The sequence below is a fragment of the Parabacteroides sp. AM17-47 genome (genome assembly GCF_003434625.1).
GTDB lineage: Bacteria > Bacteroidota > Bacteroidia > Bacteroidales > Tannerellaceae > Parabacteroides > Parabacteroides distasonis.
In genome coordinates, this window is sequence record NZ_QTLI01000015.1 from 17,120 (window position 1) to 37,771 (window position 20,652).

General features: G+C 43.7%; 16 protein-coding genes. 8 read left to right on the forward strand and 8 right to left on the reverse strand.

The genetic code is table 11. The features are described 5' to 3' along the window. Positions 1-5 precede the first annotated feature (5 nt). On the reverse strand, positions 6-1,469 hold the full coding sequence (locus tag DW205_RS13045) for a DUF4153 domain-containing protein (RefSeq protein ID WP_005865651.1): 1,464 nt from the start codon (positions 1,467-1,469) through the stop codon (positions 6-8). Positions 1,470-1,817: 348 nt separating this feature from the next. Here DW205_RS13045 and DW205_RS13050 point away from each other — a divergent pair, with 348 nt between their 5' ends. Continuing rightward, a complete protein-coding gene (locus DW205_RS13050) occupies positions 1,818-2,246 on the forward strand; it encodes an Hsp20/alpha crystallin family protein (RefSeq protein WP_005855288.1) in 429 nt (142 codons plus the stop codon). Between the two features lie 87 nt (positions 2,247-2,333). Next, positions 2,334-2,816 (forward strand): ferritin, encoded by a 483-nt coding sequence (locus DW205_RS13055; protein ID WP_005865648.1) that lies wholly within the window; start codon positions 2,334-2,336, stop codon positions 2,814-2,816. An 82-nt stretch (positions 2,817-2,898) separates the two neighbouring features. Here the strand turns inward: DW205_RS13055 and DW205_RS13060 are convergent, their stop codons facing one another. The 5 genes from DW205_RS13060 to DW205_RS13080 all read right to left on the reverse strand — a co-directional run bounded on the left by DW205_RS13060 (position 2,899) and on the right by DW205_RS13080 (position 8,682). Then, positions 2,899-3,678, reverse strand: coding sequence for a GDSL-type esterase/lipase family protein (locus tag DW205_RS13060; RefSeq protein WP_008778100.1), 780 nt, complete (start codon positions 3,676-3,678; stop codon positions 2,899-2,901). After that, on the reverse strand, positions 3,665-4,558 hold the full coding sequence (locus tag DW205_RS13065) for a glycine betaine ABC transporter substrate-binding protein (protein WP_005855279.1): 894 nt from the start codon (positions 4,556-4,558) through the stop codon (positions 3,665-3,667). Before DW205_RS13065 ends, DW205_RS13060 begins: the two co-directional genes overlap by 14 nt. Before the next feature lie 28 nt (positions 4,559-4,586). Then, complete coding sequence (locus DW205_RS13070) at positions 4,587-5,420, reverse strand: proline/glycine betaine ABC transporter permease (RefSeq protein WP_005865644.1); 834 nt, start codon at positions 5,418-5,420, stop codon at positions 4,587-4,589. Beyond that, positions 5,417-6,643, reverse strand: a complete 1,227-nt coding sequence (locus DW205_RS13075; RefSeq protein WP_005865641.1) for a glycine betaine/L-proline ABC transporter ATP-binding protein — start codon at positions 6,641-6,643, stop codon at positions 5,417-5,419. The genes DW205_RS13070 and DW205_RS13075 overlap by 4 nt, the downstream gene beginning before the upstream one ends. 170 nt (positions 6,644-6,813) lie before the next feature. Beyond that, positions 6,814-8,682: a HAMP domain-containing sensor histidine kinase gene (locus tag DW205_RS13080; RefSeq protein ID WP_005865639.1), complete on the reverse strand. Its 1,869-nt coding sequence runs from the start codon at positions 8,680-8,682 to the stop codon at positions 6,814-6,816. A 172-nt stretch (positions 8,683-8,854) separates the two neighbouring features. Here DW205_RS13080 and DW205_RS13085 point away from each other — a divergent pair, with 172 nt between their 5' ends. Continuing rightward, positions 8,855-9,487, forward strand: a complete 633-nt coding sequence (locus tag DW205_RS13085) for a peroxiredoxin (RefSeq protein WP_008774437.1) — start codon at positions 8,855-8,857, stop codon at positions 9,485-9,487. 34 nt (positions 9,488-9,521) lie between these two features. Here DW205_RS13085 and DW205_RS13090 read toward each other — a convergent pair whose 3' ends face one another. Next, the gene (locus DW205_RS13090) at positions 9,522-10,004 is read right to left on the reverse strand and encodes a pyridoxamine 5'-phosphate oxidase family protein (RefSeq protein ID WP_005865637.1); all 483 of its coding nucleotides are present in this window, start codon (positions 10,002-10,004) and stop codon (positions 9,522-9,524) included. Between the two features lie 109 nt (positions 10,005-10,113). Here DW205_RS13090 and DW205_RS13095 point away from each other — a divergent pair, with 109 nt between their 5' ends. After that, entirely contained in the window at positions 10,114-11,406 is a 1,293-nt protein-coding gene (locus DW205_RS13095; RefSeq protein WP_005865635.1) for a M64 family metallopeptidase, read from the forward strand. A gap of 75 nt (positions 11,407-11,481) precedes the next feature. Here the strand turns inward: DW205_RS13095 and DW205_RS13100 are convergent, their stop codons facing one another. Continuing rightward, on the reverse strand, positions 11,482-12,195 hold the full coding sequence (locus DW205_RS13100; protein ID WP_005865634.1) for a pirin family protein: 714 nt from the start codon (positions 12,193-12,195) through the stop codon (positions 11,482-11,484). A gap of 160 nt (positions 12,196-12,355) precedes the next feature. Between DW205_RS13100 and DW205_RS13105 the strand changes: the two genes are divergently transcribed. From DW205_RS13105 to DW205_RS13120, 4 genes are all read left to right on the forward strand, one after another. Next, positions 12,356-13,849 (forward strand): IMP dehydrogenase, encoded by a 1,494-nt coding sequence (locus tag DW205_RS13105; protein ID WP_005855263.1) that lies wholly within the window; start codon positions 12,356-12,358, stop codon positions 13,847-13,849. A 70-nt stretch (positions 13,850-13,919) separates the two neighbouring features. Then, positions 13,920-16,118, forward strand: coding sequence for an alpha-galactosidase (locus DW205_RS13110; protein WP_005865632.1), 2,199 nt, complete (start codon positions 13,920-13,922; stop codon positions 16,116-16,118). Between the two features lie 34 nt (positions 16,119-16,152). After that, a complete protein-coding gene (locus tag DW205_RS13115) occupies positions 16,153-17,031 on the forward strand; it encodes an AraC family transcriptional regulator (protein ID WP_121963101.1) in 879 nt (292 codons plus the stop codon). 364 nt (positions 17,032-17,395) lie between these two features. Further along, positions 17,396-20,641, forward strand: coding sequence for a TonB-dependent receptor (locus DW205_RS13120; protein ID WP_005865628.1), 3,246 nt, complete (start codon positions 17,396-17,398; stop codon positions 20,639-20,641). Positions 20,642-20,652 lie beyond the last annotated feature (11 nt).

Consider the following 20,652-nt stretch of genomic DNA (forward strand, 5'->3'; position numbering starts at 1 on the left):
CAATTTTACTGTTTTAGATAACATGATCCTATGATATAGTTAATATGATTGGCGGAATCTCTCCGCAAGTCTATCGCCTCCAAAATAATGGCGGATGAATCCAGATCGATCCGGAGAAGATCGGGATAGACGGACTCTGGGATAGGAGCCAGCTGCGAAAGCCCGACTTTCCGCAATTGCCCGTCCAAAAAACCATCATAGGATTTTTGATAGACCAAGACATCCTCTTCATCGAAAACCGCAATCGTATCATTCTCCGCCACTAACCGAGCAGCATCGCTCATTTTATAACTCCGTAAGCTCGCCATTGTATTATATCCCCGGATATCAACCGGCTTATCCGAGGAAATATGAATATACTCCACCTCCCAAGACTTCTTTATCGGATCATCTTTTCGAGACATTTGGGAGATATGTTCAATATTTTTGGCCGTCATCCCCGGGATATAAGTTACGCTCGCCAGCAAAAGGATCGCCCAACAGGCTACGTATAAATAAGATGCCCAACGTTTGACGGAAAATAAAACGGCAGCCCCGGTCAATATCAACCCCACGACAACTAAATAAACCCTTGGTTCGGTAAACCCATACTCACGAATCCGATAAAGCGTGCCTATCCAAAACATCACCAACGCCGGAAACACGGCAAGGCTGGCATGATCATAAAACCAATCGTAATACCTCCGGGTAAGAAATACCTGACATCCTTTTAATATAAACACAGCGGCAGTAAAACTTACCACTATAGAAGCAACCGCTCCCTTAGGCAATGACCACAGGACAGCGATCTTAATAAAATACAGATACAAGATCACCGCATAAATAAGCAATGCCGGAGAAAGCACATAGTTTAGCAAAACATCAAATAGCTTGCTCTTGAAAGGAAGCCAAGATCGCTCCCTTCGTTCATTAAACATCAAGAACAATAGTGGGAAAATGATGCTAAAAACGACAAAGGCCGTATAAGCGATTATTCTTTCTGCCTCATCTTGCCAGATCTCGAAAGTATATTGGATTGACTTATAGATCGATCCGGATAACAGATAAATAACCACCGAAAGCCCGCCCGCATATAAAAGCGACCGGACAAAGAAAAGCGTATTTTCCACAAAGCGCTTGTTATCTTTCATCCATCCACTTCCCAAATAAACGAGTATCACAATGATCAACGAAACCAGATGCGTAGAAGAGAAAGATCGCTCTACCGGCATCATTAAAAAAGGAATCCATAACAACGCCGAGAAATAATACAACAAACGTCTCCTCATCCTCGCGCAACACCTGTTCAAGGTATAAACAAACAAGAAAACAACTGGCATATACTGTAGTACCATGTCGAAAAAACTACCCTCGCTTTCATAATCATAACATCCCATCGCACAGGCCAAAACCGAAAGCGACACCTCTACCGGATGGCTCTGTACCGCAGCTTTCATTCGCAGTCCAAACAGCTCTATCTTTTTTCTCATATACGAACCGATTTACTATTAAAAACGTCTAAAGATAAAAGTTATTATCCAACCCGTCATTCTATCGTGCCAAAATAACGTATATTATGCCAATATTACAGATTTCCGTTTCATTGTATTTTATTCCAGTTTCTAAAAGATATTATTCCCTGCACCCGCATCCCCCGAATCATAAGTTCCCCATGCGTGGGTTAAACCTTATTCAATCTCTTTTATCCGCATTAACACACACATTATCAGATTGGCATGCCATTTGAAGTATCTATAGCGAATTCGAGATTAAAAAGGACGAGTTCAGAAATAAGAATAGTAAATAGAATGTTTAACTAATAATTGGAGGACTGTATTATGACACCGATGAGAAGAAGTCAAAATTGGTTACCGTATGTATTCAATGATTTATTTGACAACGACTGGATGATAAAAGCAAACTCTACAGCTCCAGCCATCAACGTGATAGAATCCGATAAGGATTATCGAGTTGAGGTAGCCGCTCCCGGTATGACGAAGAATGATTTCAACATCAAGATCGATGAGAACAACAACTTGGTCGTATCTATGGAGAAAAAAGAAGAAAAGAATGAGGATAAGAAAGACGGACGCTATCTGAGACGCGAATTCTCTTATAGCAAGTTCCAACAAACCATGGTTTTGCCTGACAATGTAGAGAAAGACAAGATTGAGGCGAAGGTTGAGAACGGCGTCTTGAGTATCAGCATACCGAAAAGAACTGAGGAAGAGGCTAAAATGGCCGAGAAAGTAATCGAGATCAAATAACCTCGATACACTTTCCTTCGTAAAAACTCAACAAAACCGATAATGGCTTGTTCTATTTATAAACAACATAAAATAGAATAAGCCATTATGATTTTAAGCAGAAAATTATCAGATGCTCTCAACGAGCAAATCAACATGGAGATGTGGTCATCCAACCTATATTTATCCATGTCGGTACATTTCACTCAGATAGGGCTGGATGGTTTTGCGCATTGGACGTTAAAACAATCGCAAGAGGAACTTGAACATGCCTATAAAATGATCGATTACTCAATCAAGCGTGGCGGACAAGTGACGATCGGAGTAGTTAATTCCGTTCCTACAGCATGGGGAGAGCCGTTGGAGATTTTCCAGCATATCTACGAGCATGAGGTGCATGTATCCGGATCAATCGACAAGATTGTCGATATCGCTTCCGAAGAGAAAGACAAGGCGACACAAGATTTCCTATGGGGCTTCGTCCGAGAGCAGGTAGAGGAAGAGGCTACAGCGAAAAATATTGTCGAGAAACTTAAATTATACGGAGAACATCATGCCGTATTAATGGATCATCGATTAGGAAAAAGATAAACGAATACCTGCTTGTCATGCCTATAAATGGACCTAAAAAGCCATGTCGTCTTCTTGGGATGGCATGGCTTTTTTATAGAGGTCAAAGCCCTAAAGCCTGACGAATCGCCTCACTCCACAATTCGCCTAACCGGACCGCTCCTTTCTCATTCGGATGAAGATAGAACACTCCGGAGTTACCCTTCTCCGCTTGGAAATCTGTCAAATGGTTTTCCTTAAAGTAATCAAATCCCTTCGTATCTCCCAGAAAGACTTGTCCGGGAAAATGAGACGCATAATAATCGACTAATCGTTGTATTTGCGGATAATAATCTTGGAGCCTTCGTAAGCCTTCTTCCAAATATTTAGCCCCATTATACGTATTCGGGCTATACCATAAAGGACGATGTACCACAATACGGCAATTCGGGTATAAAGCTAATAAGCGATTGATAATTGTCTTCATATTCTCATAATACCACTCGGGCGCTACCGGGCAACCGTTCGTGCCTTCTATCGCGCTATCGTTCGTCCCCAGCATAATAGAGAATACCAAATCCGCCCAAGTCTCATCCTTAAATTTATCGGCAGCACGTACGGCCCACGGGAAAAGCGTATTCGTATCCGGCAAATAATCAACGGTAGTGCATCCGCTCTGTCCTCTATTGGAATACTTGACTGAAGCCACTTCCGGGCACTTGCTTAAAAACAACGCAGCCTTTACAGGAGGCGCATCATGGACAGGCTTCGGTAACCCGGCGCCAAACGTGATACTATTCCCGATAAATACGATATTCACATAACGTTTATTGTTTGCGGCTGAAGCAGACCAACACATAACGATACTTATTAAAATACATATGATTCCCTTAATTTGTCTCATGGCTCCCATTCAATTGATTCTCCTGCGAAGGTAAGAATAATTTGATTATCTCGGGATGTTTTTCAAGCCAAGCACGGGCTGATCGCGATTCCGTACGTGTCCCGTCTTCCATATAATACATCAATTCGCTCAGTTGTTCATCGGTTAACTTAAAGTTCTTGAAAAAAGAGGCTGCATATGGATCTTTCTCAGAGAATCCTTTCGTAGCGATAACCTCGATATGCTCCGAGTCTCCAAATTCCTCTTTCGGGTCTTCCAAGAATTTTAACGGATAACGTGAGAACATCCAATGAGGGGTCCATCCGGTAACCACGATCCATTCGTTCGCATCAATCGATTTCTTCAAGAAAGCAACCATCGTAGCCCCACTGGAAGATTTCAAATCAAAATCCAAAGAATAATCTTGAACCGCCTTATCCGCCGAGTTCATCAAACCGGCACCGGCATCGATCCCTATAATCTCACCTTTAAACTGATCTTTATGGGCATTCAAATCCTCGATGGAACGAATGGTAACGTACTCCGGAACTACCAAGCCCAATTTCGCATGCTCATAAACCGTTCCGAGTGTCTCAAGCCGGTCACCGTATTGTTCCATATAATCCGCATGGGTCACCGGTAACCATGCATCCATGAACACATCCGCTTTTCCCGAAGCGACAGAAGTAAAGATCGGGGCGATATCCGCATTTTTTAATGTTACCCGATATCCTTGATCCTCTAATATCACTTTGGCTAAGTTGGTCATAGCGATGCCCTCCGCCCAATTAGCGTACGCTATCGATATTTTCTTTCGATCCTTGCTATCCACACAACTGAAAATAAATTGTAAGGTCACTAAAAGCATACAGCATCCAATAATAATCGTAAATCGTCTCATATATCTATTTCTTTCTTTTCTATGTTTCTTATTTCTTTTGTTTATTCACTTTACCTTTCGCCCAGCCCTGCGTAATACGGTCCAAGATAATAGCCAAGATAACGACCGCTATACCTCCTTCGAAACCTAAACCTATTTTCATTTGGGTAATTCCTCGCAAGACAATCTCACCCAATCCTCCTGCCGAGATCATGGCCGCTATAACTACCATAGAAAGTGAAAGCATGATCGTTTGATTCACTCCCGTCATGATCGTAGGCAAAGCCAATGGCAATTGCACCTTATAAAGCAACTGAGAGGAAGTAGCGCCAAATGAGCGGGTAGCCTCCACAATATCGGCCGGGACTTGACGGATTCCCAGATCGGTCAGCCGTACAACCGGAGGCATGGCGAAAATCACCGTTGCGAAAGCGCCGGGTACCGGTCCCAAACCAAAAAACAAAACGGCTGGTATCAAGTAGACGAAAGCCGGCATCGTTTGCATCAAATCCAAGACCGGATGGATGATCTTATCCGCCCGATCACTGCGTGCGGTCCAAATTCCTAACGGAACTCCGATCATCAAGGCGATGATGGTAGAAGACAGTACCAAGGCCAAAGTCTGCATCGTTTCCACCCAGAAACCCATTCCGTAAATTAACAATAGACCCAATGCCGTGAACACGCCGACTCCTTTTCCTGCCTTGAACCAAGCCAACAATGCCAAGCCCAAAATCATCACATAAAACGGAATCCAAGTCAGCCCATCTTGAAAAGCATCGATAAATCCTCCGACCCCATCATTTATCACATCAAAAAAACGAGCGAAATGCTCAGTCAGCCAATTAATGGCAATCTCTATATATTTTCCTATATTTATCATAATTCTATCGCATTTTGAACAATTTGATCTATTTCCTCTTTATCCTTCCCCGTCATCTCGATTATAATCGATGAAGTAGAAACCAAGCCAGCCAATTGGTTGGCCTCATTAACGACCGGTAAGGCCTGCCGGATCTCCGGTAACAAAGGAAGCATATCCTCAACCGTCGTGTTTTCCAGAACCGAAGGCACCTCTTTCATCACAATCGATGAGAGATCATGATTCCCCGCTTTCCGAAGAGCCAAGACATCTTTCAAACGAACCTCGCCCAGAAATTGCCTATTCCCATCCACGACCGGCAATACATATAAGTTTTTCTCTTTCATTTTCCTCAACACGGTCTCCGGGCCATCTTTACGGATACGAGCGACAACCGGCTGGGTTATCATAATCGATGAGGCCGTAACGATACGTCCACGATCTACATTTTCCGTAAATCTAGAGACATAATGATTGGCCGGATCTGTCAAGATCTCCTCAGGGGTACCTACTTGCACGACCTCCCCGTCTTTCATAATGGCGATACGATCCCCCAACTTAATCGCCTCGTCAAGATCATGCGTAATAAAGATGATCGTTTTTTGCATCTTCTCTTGTAGTTTCAATAGCTCATCCTGCATCTGTACACGGATCAATGGATCTAAGGCAGAAAAAGCCTCATCCATCAAGAGCACCTCGGGATCATTCGAGATCGCACGGGCCAATCCGACACGTTGCTGCATACCTCCAGACAACTCGCTAACCTTCTGGTTCTCGTATCCTTTTAACCCTACTAGGGCTACACTTTCCACAGCTTTCTGGTCTCTTTCTTTTTTAGGAACCCCTTGTAACTCCAAGCCAAAAGCGATATTACTCAATACCGTGCGATGGGGCAGCAATCCAAAATGCTGGAAAACCATAGCCATTTCCTTACGCCGTATATCCAATAATTCTTTATCCGAGGAAGTCGTTATGTTTTTTCCGTTGATAAAGACTTCTCCCAAAGAGGGTTCGTTCAATCGGTTAATACAACGTAACAGCGTAGATTTTCCACTTCCGGAAAGTCCCATTATCACAAATAACTCCCCTTCCTCAATCTTTAGGTTCGCATTACGTACAGCTACCGTGCAACCCGTTTCTTTCAAAATGTTTTGTTTACTTTTTCCCGCTACTAGCATTCTTTTCGCACGCATTTTCTCCGGGCCGAAAAGAATAGATAAATTCTTTATTTCTATTTTCGTCATATAAAATCCTTGATTACAGGTATGATACAAAAAGATTAGGCCATAAGTCCAGAATTTCTTATGGCAAAACATAAACCAAAAGCATGTATAAGTTAATGCTTATTATGGAAATTGACTACAACCTAAATCATCTCTTATATAGACAACCGAATTTCAAAGAGTATTGTTCACTAGTTTTTCCAACTATTGGGTCTTTTCATAGGTAAAGTGAAAATAAATGTAGAACCAAATCCTTCTTCGGAAATCACTGAAATATTACCGCCCATTTTTAATACCAGACCTTTACAAATTGCTAATCCCAATCCAACTCCTTGCTCAAAATCGCTTAATTGCACGAATCGGGCAAAGATATTATCCAATTCATCCTTAGGAATGCCACAACCTGTATCCGAGACATAAAACTTAATCATTTTCTCCTCAGCCTCAATTGTATATCCAAACCAGATACGACCTTTTTTAGTATGCTTAACCGCATTCGTCAATAAATTCATGCAGATTTGCCATAATCGATTTCGATCTATATTAAATATGATATCGGGACATGCATCCAAGGTCATTTCCACCCCTTCCGGTCTACGTAATTGTATGGAGTTATATAGATCTTTCATAAAGGAAGGTAAATAAACATCCATATAAGTAAACGTCATCATATCAGACTCGATTCTGGAAATATCCAAAACATCATTTACTATACTTAAAAGTAAATCATTGTTCATCTTGATCAAACTAATATAATTTTGGCGCAATTCCGAATCCTCCTCCACTCCTAACAAATCAGAGAAACCGACAATAGCGTTCAACGGCGTACGGATCTCATGGGTCATATTCGCTAAGAAAGTAGACTTAAGCATATCCGCCTCCTCCGCTTTTTCCTTGGCACGGATCAAGTCTTCCTCAAACTCCAATCGTTCTTGATCATCGATCATACAACCAACAATCAAATTCGGGAAGCCATTCTCATCTTTCTCATGCGTCTTACCGATCACCTCATAGATCCGATAGGTGTTATCATCGTTCTTTAGACGAAAATCTATTTTATATTCATCCAATTTATTCGTACGGATCGTATTGAATAGATAGAAAAAGTCACCAGAATCGTCCGGGTGACGAAGTTGCGGCAAAGCCTGACAGATGAACTGATTACGTTTCAATAAACTATTGGTCGTGCCATAAAACTGGAAACAACGGTTACAATGTACTTTATCGCAAGACTTAAACCGGCTGAAATTAAAAGAATAAGTCGTAATCTTGCTATTCTGCAAAGCAAGCTCCATCATCATCCGGCTTTCGGACAACTTACTGCTTAACGCCTCATTCGCTTTCTCCTGCTCAACGAGCTCCGATACATTCCGTATATAAATAATCACATACCGGTCATGTACAGGTACCAACCGTAGTTTAAAATAAACGATCGGAGCGTTATGTCCCGGAATCGATAAATCTAAATTCATGATCTCCGACTTATTCAAGCAACTTTGCACAATCGCGGCCACACGACGCTTAGTCTCATCCGGATAAATGAAACCCGGAAGATCATCGATACGCCGATTGATCGACTCCGGCGTTATACAAGTCTCCACAGCATAAGCGATAATCCGCTCTACGATCAATTGCTTGTTTACCAAAAGGATCGTATCTGGAACCGCTTCCGCCATCTTTTGCGACATGTCCGTCAATTCCTTCAATTCCCGGTCATAACCGGCTGCCTCCTGCCCGACCGCCGGATTACCCGTTAATAATAAGGTATATCCAAGAATCTCTCTATTCTCATTCATTGAGGGGATGATAGAATACGGTACAGGCAAAGAACCGGAAACCACGCTTCCCCCACGCAGATATTGTTTTTGAAGATCGGTCAACAAATCTGTACGAAAAAGATTATTTAATAAGAAGTCCGCTTCATTCGTAAAAGGAAATTTCTCGTTTAAGGACTTATTTATATCAATTAGCGCACCGTTTTTATCATACAGAGCACCTCCCATGGGATAATATGTAAAAAAATCTGTCAGCAAACGCTGTTTTACCTCGGAAACCTCCATATACTTTCTTTATTAACATCAATAAGTTACAAAGAAATAAAATCTTTGAAAATCAGAGAAATTTTAAAGCATAAACTTTAGGTCTATTTCACAAGAAAATCAGTCTCTTTACTAAAAAGCAACAACAAACCTTCACTTACGCTTGTTACTTAACAAACAAATTAATTATAATATGAAAGCATTAATAGGTAAAAAGGCACCGGAATTCCACGCTCCGGCAGTAGTGAATGGCAATGAGATCATCGAGGATTTCTCTTTGGAACAATATGTAGGCAAGAAGTATGTAGTCATGTTTTTCTATCCGATGGACTTTACATTCGTTTGCCCGACAGAATTACATGCCTTCCAACAAAAGTTACAGGAATTCGAAAGACGTAACGTAGCGGTGGTTGGTTGCTCCGTCGATTCTCAATTTTCTCATTTCGCATGGTTAAACCAAGATAAGAATAAAGGAGGTATCCATGGGGTGACTTATCCACTCGTATCCGATTTTTCCAAAACCATCTCTGAAAACTTTGGCGTATTGGCCGCTGATTATATTACGAACGAAAGTGGAGAACTTATCTCCAGAGGAAATCCGGTCGCTTACCGGGGTCTGTTCCTGATTGACAAAGAGGGCTTGATCCGTCATTATGTAATCAACGATTTACCATTAGGCCGTAACGTAGACGAGGCTCTCCGTATGGTCGACGCCTTACAGCACTTCGAAGAATATGGCGAGGTTTGCCCGGCAAATTGGTCCAAAGGAAAAGACGCCATGAAAGCGACAAACGCAGGAGTCTCTAATTATTTAAGCCATCATTGATATATTGCAGGAAAGGGGGTTAGGCCCCCTTTTTTTATACTAATTGAGACAATCGTTTACACTTTCCCGAGATATGCGAGATATCTAGACGTAAGATATTAGTCCGGTAAAAAGATTTCTCAATATACTTTTCGCCGATCTCCTTAAACGCCGATGAATATTTATTCACGAGTAGCCGCAAGGCATACCGACGCTCTTCTTCCGGCAAATCCAAATGCATCTCTCCAAAAGCGATAGTGCTCTCGTAACCTGTCGTGAATTTTCCCGGAACGATTTGTGTAGCGCCAACTACCGTGAAACTCACTTTCGGGTTTTCTCGTAGACATTCCAGCTTATACCCTTCCGGAGCGCAATGGAAATAAATAGAATCCCCTTCCTTTACATAATTGATCGGGATTCCATACCCATACCCATTTATCCCCGACATGGCCAAAAAACCATATTCCGCCTCCTCCAATAAACGAATTGCCAACTCATTATCCAAAATCCGGTCTTTTCGTCTGATCTCTCTAAACATAGGTCTAATTTATTTATAAACGAGTATAATACACTAATCGTGGCAAATCTAAAAAAAAATAATATACATTTGCGTCATAAAGTTGACACATGATAAATATTATAGATCTATGAGAGCAAGAATAACCTTATTATTATTCGCCATTCTTTACAGTTTCACTTGTCTGGCACAAACTAATTTTGAAAAACACTTCACGAAGAAAAGTCTCCGGATTGATTTCGCATTGAGTGGAAATTGGGATTTCCAAGCCGCCGCCATACAACAACTCCGGGAAGAACCTGTCTGGGCGGGGCCGGTCAAAAACTTAATCGATCCGTTTGGTTATGGAGGGTATTATATTAATGTATATGATAAAGCCGGTAAAGAGTTGATCTACTCACGAGGATTCAATACGTTATTCGAAGAATGGAGAAGTACGGAGCAAGCGAAGACCGAGACACAATCTTGGACAAATAGCATCTCTATCCCCTATCCGAAAGCTCCTGTCATCATTGAGATTACGGCAAGAGACAAGGCCGACATGCAGTTCCATCCTTTATTGAAACAAGAGATTGATCCGGCCAGTATTTTTATTGACCGGGGGAAACTCAAGGAAAACCGGATCACAAAAATCCAATATAACGGGGATTCCTCCGGGAAAGTAGACCTCGTATTCTTAGCGGAAGGTTATACGGCGGATGAGCAAGAGAAATTCGTAGCTGATGCCAAACGTTTTACGGAGGCATTGTTTAAAACCCCGCCTTATGACACTCGCCGGGAAGATTTCAATGTCTGGGCGGTAGATGCCGTTTCGGAAGAATCGGGAACAGATGTATCCGGTAAAGGTATATTCAAGAATACCGCATTGAATTCCGGCTATTATACGTTTGGGGTAGATCGCTATTTAACCACCCCGGATATGAAATCTATACGTGACGCCGTATGGAACGCTCCTTGCGACGCAATCTTCATCTTGGTAAACACGGACGCTTACGGTGGTGGCGGTATGTATAATTTTTATGCCATGGGAACCGCCGATAACCCACGTACCCCGGTCGTATTCGTTCACGAGTTCGGACATAGTTTCGCCGGCCTAGCCGATGAATACTTCAGTTCCGAGGTCGCTTATCAAGATTTTTATAATTTGAAGTACGAGCCTTGGGAACCGAACATCACGACCTTGGTTAACTTCGATGCTAAATGGAAAGATCTTCTACCGACTAATACACCGATACCTACCCCATTAGATGACGCCCATAAGGATAAGGCAGGCGTATTCGAGGGAGGCGGTTACATCGCTAAAGGCATTTATCGCCCGATGGATCACTGTATGATGCGTGATTACGCTCCATTCTGTCCAGCTTGTAGCCGAGCGATCTTACAGATGATCGATTACTTCACGGATAAACCGATAAAACATTAAAAGGAAAGAGCGGGTACCCTAATAGCTTTGTTACATCAACTATTAAGATACCCGCCAGCACTAACCTATCAACATTTATTTCATCATCGGAACTTCTATCAAAAGAACTTTAGCGTGCTTCAAGACTTCTATCGTAATGCTATCGGTTTCCCAGAATCCGGCCCCGTCACGCTTAGACAGGATCGTATTACTTACCTCCACCTCTCCGTCGATCACGAATAAATAAACCCCATTATTTTCACTATGTAGCTTATACTCCTTTACTTGACCGGCATCTAGGTTTCCTAAAGAGAACCAAGCGTCTTGGTTGATCGACGCAGGAGCGCTACCATCCGGAGCGATGATCAAGGACAACTTATTCTTTTCCGAAGTAACCGGACGCACGTCATAACTGGCATAATGAGGCTTGGTATTCTCCTCACGGGGAAATACCCATATTTGCAAGAACTCCAATTGTTCATTACCGCTGTCGTTGAACTCACTATGCACGATACCGGTACCGGCGCTCATCACCTGAATATCTCCCGGCGTAATCACCTCGCTATTCTTTATGCTATCCCCATGGCGTAAATATCCCTTTAACGGGATGGAGATAACCTCCATATTCTTATGTGGATGCATATCGAATCCCTCACCCGGCGCCACGGAATCATCATTCAATACACGTAGCATCCCGAAATGAACCCTTTCCGGATTGTAATAATTAGCAAAACTAAACGTGTGATGTGTTTTCAACCAACCGTGATTCGCATACCCTCTGGATTGAGCCTTATCAACTACAACTCTCATATTTTCCTCCTTTTTAAATCTACATTAATAACAAATCCATAACTATAAATGTTGCGTGACGCATATTTCGAACATTTCATGTAAACATGTGATTCATATATGAACAGAAATCGCTACTTTTGCGCAATTAAAAAAACTCATCCTGTAAATATAAAATCTTATGGCAATCTACTTAAACGATGTATCGAGAACATTTGGTGAGTATTTACTTATTCCCGGTTTAACCACCAAAGAATGTATTCCCGCAAACGTTTCATTGAAAACGCCGCTTGTGAAATTCAAGTCTGGCGAGAAATCCGCTATTGAATTAAATATTCCTTTCGTTTCCGCGATCATGCAATCGGTTTCCGGCCCTAAACTGGCAATCGAGTTGGCTCGCAACGGAGGACTTTCCTTCATCTTCGGCTCGCAACCGATCGAGAGCCAAGCGGATATGGTTCGCAAAGTAAAGAAATTCAAGGCCGGATTCGTTATCAGCGACTCTAACCTTACGCCCGAGAATACCTTGGCCGACGTGCTTGAGCTAGTCCGCCGGACAGAACATTCTACGATTGGTGTAACAGATGACGGTACGCCTAACGGCAAATTGCTAGGTATGGTAACCAGTCGCGATTACCGTGAAGGCAAAGACCCGATCGACATGAAGGTGAAAGATTTCATGACCCCGTTCGCTAAACTAATCGTTGGCGAGCTAGGCATGACCTTGAAAGAGGCGAACCAGATTATCTGGGATCATAAGTTGAATACATTGCCAATCATCGACAAGGATCAGAAGCTTCAATACTTCGTATTCCGCAAGGACTACGATAGCCACCGTGAGAATCCGAAAGAGTTATCCGGCGGAGATAAGAAATTATTAGTAGGTGCCGGTATCAACACCCGCGACTATAAGGAACGTGTTCCGGCATTGGTAGAGGCTGGCGTTGACGTATTGTGTATCGACTCTTCCGACGGCTATTCCGAATGGCAGTACGAGACCTTGCACTGGATCAAGGATACCTACGGAGACAAGGTACTGGTTGGTGCCGGAAACGTGGTTGACCAAGATGGTTTCAACTACTTGGCTGACGCCGGAGCGGATTTCATCAAGGTAGGTATCGGTGGTGGTTCCATCTGTATCACCCGTGAGCAGAAAGGTATCGGTCGCGGACAGGCTACCGCCTTGATCGACGTAGCGAAAGCTCGTGACGAGTATTTCAAGAGACACGGCGTTTATATCCCTATCTGTAGCGATGGTGGCTTGGTACACGATTACCATATGGTATTAGCGTTGGCTATGGGTGCCGACTTCCTGATGATGGGCCGTTATTTCGCCCGCTTCGACGAGTCTCCTACGAAGAAGATGAAAATCGGAAACAACTTCGTGAAGGAGTATTGGGGTGAGGGATCTAACCGTGCGAAGAACTGGCAGCGCTATGACATGGGTGGAAACGAGTCCTTGAAATTCGAGGAAGGCGTGGACAGCTATGTACCGTATGCCGGAAAATTGAAAGATAATTTAAACGTAACATTGGGTAAGATGATCGCTACGATGTGTAGCTGCGGTTCCATCTCTATCCAAGAGTTGCAGCAGCATGCCAAGATCACGCTTGTCTCCTCTACAAGTATCGTTGAGGGTGGCGCTCACGACGTGATCCTGAAAGAGCAGAATTAATTACAATATGTATTCTAGTAGAGGCGTGGCACGCTACGTCTCTACTATTTACACATTCAAATAATTTACCATGAAAAATCTATTACTTACAGTTATCCTTTTGTGTTTTTGTTTGCCATTCGTAAAAGCCGCCGATCAAAAGATGATCTTAATCTCGACCAACGAGACGGACTTGATTTTACAAGTAGCCCCCAACGGACGGCTCTACCAAACTTATCTGGGAAATAAATTAGTAAACGAATCCGAATTTGAGAACCTCTCATGGAATATCCAAGCCGGAACGGATGGCAGCGTATCAACCCGTGGATGGGAAGTGTATCCTTGTTCAGGAGCGGAGGATTATTTCGAACCGGCTTTCGCCATCCAGCACAACGACGGGAACATGACCAGTATATTCAAGTATGTTTCCAGCGAATCCAAGAAACTAGACAATAACGTTACGGAGACAATCATCTCTCTGAAAGACGACGTATACCCAGTGGAGGCTAAATTGCATTATGTAACTTTCGCTAAAGAAAACGTCATCAAGGCTTGGACCGAGATTCGTCATATGGAGAAAAAACCGGTCACGATTACCCAATACGCTTCCAATATGCTTTATTTCGAGAGTCCTCGCTATGTATTGACCGAGTTTAGCGGTGACTGGGCCAAGGAAGTACAGATGAGCAGCCAAGACTTGAAATTCGGGAAAAAGATTATCGATACGAAACTAGGCTCCCGTGCCGCTATGCACGCTTACCCGTTTTTTGAGATTGGGTTAGGTGCCCCGGCCAGCGAGAATACAGGAGATGTTTTAATGGGAACGATCGGTTGGACTGGAAACTACCGCTTTACGTTCGAGGTAGACAACGCCGGTAACCTTCGTGTCATCTCCGGCATCAATCCCTATGCGTCCGCCTATGAATTGAAGCCGAACGAATGGTTCGTCACCCCTGAGTTTATCTTTACGTTGAGTAACCAAGGAACCGGAAAAGCCAGTCGTGATATCCATGATTGGGCACGTAATTACCAGATCAAGGATGGTAAAGGCGATCGCCTTACCCTACTGAACAACTGGGAATCGACCGGTTTCAATTTCAACGAGAAGAAATTGGAGGAACTAATGAAAGAAGCCAAGCATCTAGGTGTAGATATGTTTTTGCTGGATGATGGTTGGTTCGCTAATAAATACCCTCGTCAAAACGATAAGGCCGGATTGGGCGATTGGGAGGTTACACACGATAAGTTGCCGAACGGCATTCCTCATCTGGTGCAGACCGCTAAAGATGCCGGCGTGAAATTCGGTATCTGGATCGAGCCGGAGATGGTAAACCCCAAGAGCGAACTTTTCGAGAAACACCCGGATTGGGCGATCCATCTACCGAATCGTGAGACTTATTACTACCGCAATCAACTTGTCTTGGACTTAAGTAACCCGAAAGTACAGGATTACGTATTCAGCGTAGTGGATAATATCATGACCGAGAATCCGGATCTGGCTTTCTTCAAATGGGATTGCAACAGCCCGATTACCAATGTCTATTCTCCTTACCTCAAGGAGAAACAGAATCAATTATATATCGATCATGTACGAGGAGTCTATAACGTATTCAAACGGGTAGCCGAAAAATACCCTCACCTACCAATCATGCTTTGTTCCGGTGGTGGAGCCCGCTGTGATTACGAGGCATTGAAATACTTCACGGAATTCTGGTGCAGCGACAACACCGATCCGATCGAGCGTTTGTATATCCAATGGGGATTCTCCCAGTTCTTCCCGGCAAAGGCAATGTGCGCCCACGTGACTAGCTGGAACAAGAATACCTCCATCAAGTTCCGTACCGACGTGGCCATGATGTGTAAGATGGGCTTCGATATCAGCTTGAAGGAAATGAACGAAGACGAGATGAAATATTGCCAAGAAGCGGTTGCCAACTACAAACGTCTAAAGGGCACAATCCTCGACGGCGATCTCTACCGTCTTGTTTCCCCCTACGAGACCAACCATTCATCCGTGATGTACGTGGATAAGGCAAAAAGCAAATCCGTCCTATTCGCTTATGATATCCACCCTCGCTTCGGAGAAAAGACTTTCCCCGTAAAGCTACAAGGATTGGACCCGAATAAGAAATATAAGGTACAAGAGATAAACCTCATGCCGGGCCAGAAATCGACCTTGGTTACCGACGGAGGTACCTTCAGCGGAGATTTCTTGATGAAAATAGGAATGAACGTGTTCTCTACGGCTCATGCCCGTAGCAAGGTCATAGAGCTGACCGAGGTTCATTAACTGTCAATTGTCAACTATCAACAGTCAGCTAAACATGGACATTATCCACGAAATAACCCCACTATCGGAAAAGGATTGCTTCTACATCGTAGACCGACGTAAGACAGAATTTACCTATCCGATCCATTGCCACTTGGAGTACGAGCTCAATTTCATTGAGCACGCTCCGGGGGTAAGGCATGTGGTCGGTGATTCCGCGGAAGTGATCGGAGAATACGAGTTAGTATTGATAACCGGGAAAGAACTGGAACATGTCTGGGAGCAGAACGCATGTAAATCGCCTCTGATCCATGAGATCACGATCCAGTTCTCTCCCAATCTCTTCGGGAATAATATATTGGAGAAAAACCAATTCAACAGTATCCGGAAAATGTTGGAGAAAGCTCAACGCGGCATCAGTTTCCCGATGTCTTCCATCTTGAAGGTTTACCATTTACTGGAAAAGCTGGTTTCCGAGGAGCAAAGTTTTTATGCGGTCATCAACTTCTTGACCATCTTGTATGAGCTTTCCATCGAGGAGGACTACAAAGTATTGGCTAGTTCCTCGTTCGCTAAAATAACGGATATACATTCCGAGAGTCGTCGTATCCAAAAAGTACAAAATTACATCAACGAGCGATACCAACAGGATATCCGCCTGAACCTACTGGCTGAACTCGTAGGTATGGCCCCTTCCGCTTTCAGCCGTTTCTTCAAGTTGAGGACCGGGAAGACCCTCTCCGACTATATCACCGATATCCGTATCGGTTACGCCGCCCGCATGCTGGTGGACACGCAACGATCCATCGCGGAGATTTGTTATGACTGCGGCTTCAATAACCTCTCGAACTTCAACCGTATCTTTAAGAAAAAGAAAAACTGCTCTCCCAAAGAGTTCCGGGATAACTACAAAAAGACAAAAATCATTGTATAAGAGACCTTTTTAACAGGGATAAATACATATCCCCCCCTATTTCTATACAAAATCCCCCCTTCTCTTTTCCTTCACACATCTATCTTTGCGACCAGTCACAAAGGCTTTCATGCCTACGGCTACCCCATCGATGTGTTAAAAATACACTCCGGCAAAAAAGTATTATTCTTGGATAAAATAGTATTTGAACGCACTTGGGATCCGACGTAATTTTGCGACAGAAATTAACAATACATATTAACAACAAAAAACAATTGCCTATGAGGAAGGACCGAAAATCTAATGTTTTTAGCAGTTAACCGCTAATGACCCTATTGAGTAAATGAATTTTAGTTTAGCCTTATATGATTTAATGTAAAAAATAATGAATTCAACAATTAAGAAAACGACGCTGTTTTTAGGCGCATGTATGGCCTTCCAGCTAGGTGGCATACCACAAATGTTAGCCGCCCCTAGTACTTCGATGGAAGTCATGCAACAAACAAAAAGAATCACTGGTACCGTGAAAGACGCAACAGGAATGGAAGTCATCGGTGCCAATGTTATCGTAAAGGGAACGACGAACGGAGTGATAACCGATTTGGATGGTAAGTTCAGCTTAGAGGCCGCCCCCGGCTCTATCATAGAGATCTCCTACATTGGTTATATGACCCAAGAGATTCCCGTAACCGCCCAAACATCCGACTTACAGATCACCTTGAAAGAGGACTCACAGAGCTTGGACGAGGTAGTGGTAGTAGGCTATGGTGTACAAAAGAAAAAGTTGGTGACAGGTGCGACCGTAGAGGTAAAAGGCGATGAAGTCGCTAAACGTAATACGATCAGCCCACTAAGCGCATTACAGAATCAAAGCCCGGGTGTCAATATCGTGGCTTCTTCCGGTCAGCCGGGTGACGGATTTAAAGTAAACATCCGTGGTGCCGGTACGAATGGAGATACGGCTCCTATCTATGTTATTGATGGTGTGGCCGGGGGCGATATCAATTCCTTGAACCCTGCCGATATCGAGCGTATCGACGTATTAAAGGATGCCGCTTCCTCCGCCATCTATGGTGCCCGTGCGGCGAATGGTGTTATCTTGGTTACCACAAAACAAGGTAAAGAAGGAAAAGTGCAAGTATCCTATGACGGCAACATCGGTTGGCAGAATGTAGTAAAGATGCCGGATATGCTTACCGCCAAAGAATACATGGCCGTTCAAGACCAGATCAACTTCAACGCCGGCGTATCGCCCTTCAATTGGTCACAATACCTAGACGCAGATTTACTGGAATCCTATCAAAACGGTTCCAACCCGGGTACGAACTGGCTGGAGTTACTTCGCAACAAGAACGCGATAACCACATCTCACTCCGTGAACGTGACCGGAGGTTCAGAGCTCTCCAAGTTCTCTACTGGCGTAGGTTATCAGTATCAAGACGGTATTTTCGGTGGTCCGGTTAAATCCGACTACAGCCGCTTCACCATTCGTTTAAATTCCGAGCATATCCTTTGGAAAAACAAGGATCTGGATATCATAAAATTCGGTGAGAACGTATATTACCAACACACATCCAACCAAGGTATCCAAATCGGTAACCAATACTCCAACAGCATCTATAGCATGATGGGAGCCAATCCATTGGTTCCATTATACAATAGCCAAGGAGAGTTATTCGACTACGACGACTTGATCGCGCAAGGATCCGGATCAATGGGTTTACTCGGGCTCAACCAATACATCAATAACCCGATGAACACCTTGTTAAATACCACCAGTGGCAATAATAAAAGCCGGAACCACAATCTTAGCGCCATCGGTTATATAGAGATACAGCCGTTAAAGGATTTGAAGTATAAAGGCCAAGTCTATTACAAACAGAACTCCAGCCTCTACAAAGCATACAACGGCATCTATAAAAATAATAACAACGACCAGAATACGGATGATTATCTGGACGAGAATATGACCATCGGTTGGAATTGGGGTATGACACATACATTGAGCTATGCTTTCGACGTAAAGGAGAATCATTTCGACGTATTGGTCGGTACAGAGTATTCCAGAGAAGGTAATAATATGTCGGAAACCATCGAAGGACACGCCACGACCAGCATCTTCGGAGATTTCTCGCATGCTTACTTCAACAACTTCTCCGGTCGTACCGCTGGTATAGTGGGAGGATATCCCGTGGATGATCACTCCATCCTATCCTATTTCGGCCGTATCAACTACGACCTCAAGGAAACTTATATGTTTAGCGCGATTGTCCGTGCCGATGGTTCCTCCAATTTCTCCAGCGGTCATCGCTGGGGTTACTTCCCCTCATTCTCCGCAGGTTGGGTGATGAGTAACGAGAGCTGGATGGAAAACACGAAAAACTGGATGGATTTCTTGAAGGTTCGCGCCAGTTGGGGACAAAATGGTAACGAGAATATTGGAGCGTACAAATACGCCTCCACATACGCGTTCGGTGATTTAGGACTTTATTCCTTCAATAATAATAAAAACGGAGGAACCCAAGGCGCTTACCCCTCTTTGTTACCCAATAACGAGATTACATGGGAAACATCGGAGCAGACGAACGTAGGTTTAGACGCACGCTTCTTGAACGGCCGGTTAAACGCAAACTTCGATTGGTATAGTAAGAAAACAAAAGATTTGCTGATCGACGTACCCGTATCTTCAATCAACGGTTTCTCTTCCATGGTCGCAAATGCCGGTACAGTTAAGAACACGGGTATCGAGCTTGCCTTAAATTGGAGGGATGAGGTAGGCTCAGACTTTAGCTATGGCATCGGCTTGAACCTCGCGCATAACAAGAATGAGGTAACAGAAGTTAATAACGGTACTCATTACGTAAATGGAGGTAACGCTCTTCTGTCCGAGGGAACCACCTATATGGCCCGTATGGAAGAAGGACATCCTATCGGTTACTTCTGGGGCTATAAGACCGATGGCGTGATGCAAAATCAAGCGGATATACAGGTCTATCTTGAGCAGAATTGCGGTGGGGATGCCTCTAACTCCCTGCAAGGCACCTCGATAGCCCCGGGTGACTTGAAATTTGTCGATGTCAATGGCGATGGCGTGATCAACGACAGCGATAAGACGGAGATCGGTAATCCTCATCCAGACCTCACGATGGGCTTGAATCTAGATTTTAGCTGGAAAGGCTTTGACTTGAACATCTCCACTTACGGAGCGTTCGGCATGCAGGTTGCCCACACGTATCGTAAGTTTGGTAACGGACAGTTCGATAACTATAGCAGCAACGTCTACAATTACTGGCATGGCGAGGGAACATCCAACCGATACCCGATCCTGTTGCCCGGTAACACCGTGAACCATATCAACATTTCCGATATTTACGTGGACGACGCAGACTATTTCCGTATCCAAAACGTAACCCTAGGCTACGACATCAAACGTCTATGGAAAAGTTGCAAATTCCAGCAGCTTCGCTTGTATGTCTCCGCCCAAAACCTCTTTACCTTCACAGGTTATAAAGGAATGGATCCAGAGTGCGGAACCGCTCTCAACGATAAAGAGAGCTGGGTAACGGGCGTGGATGTAGGTAACTACCCCCAAGCGAGAACCTATATGGTAGGAGTTAATGTCAAATTCTAATAATTGATTAT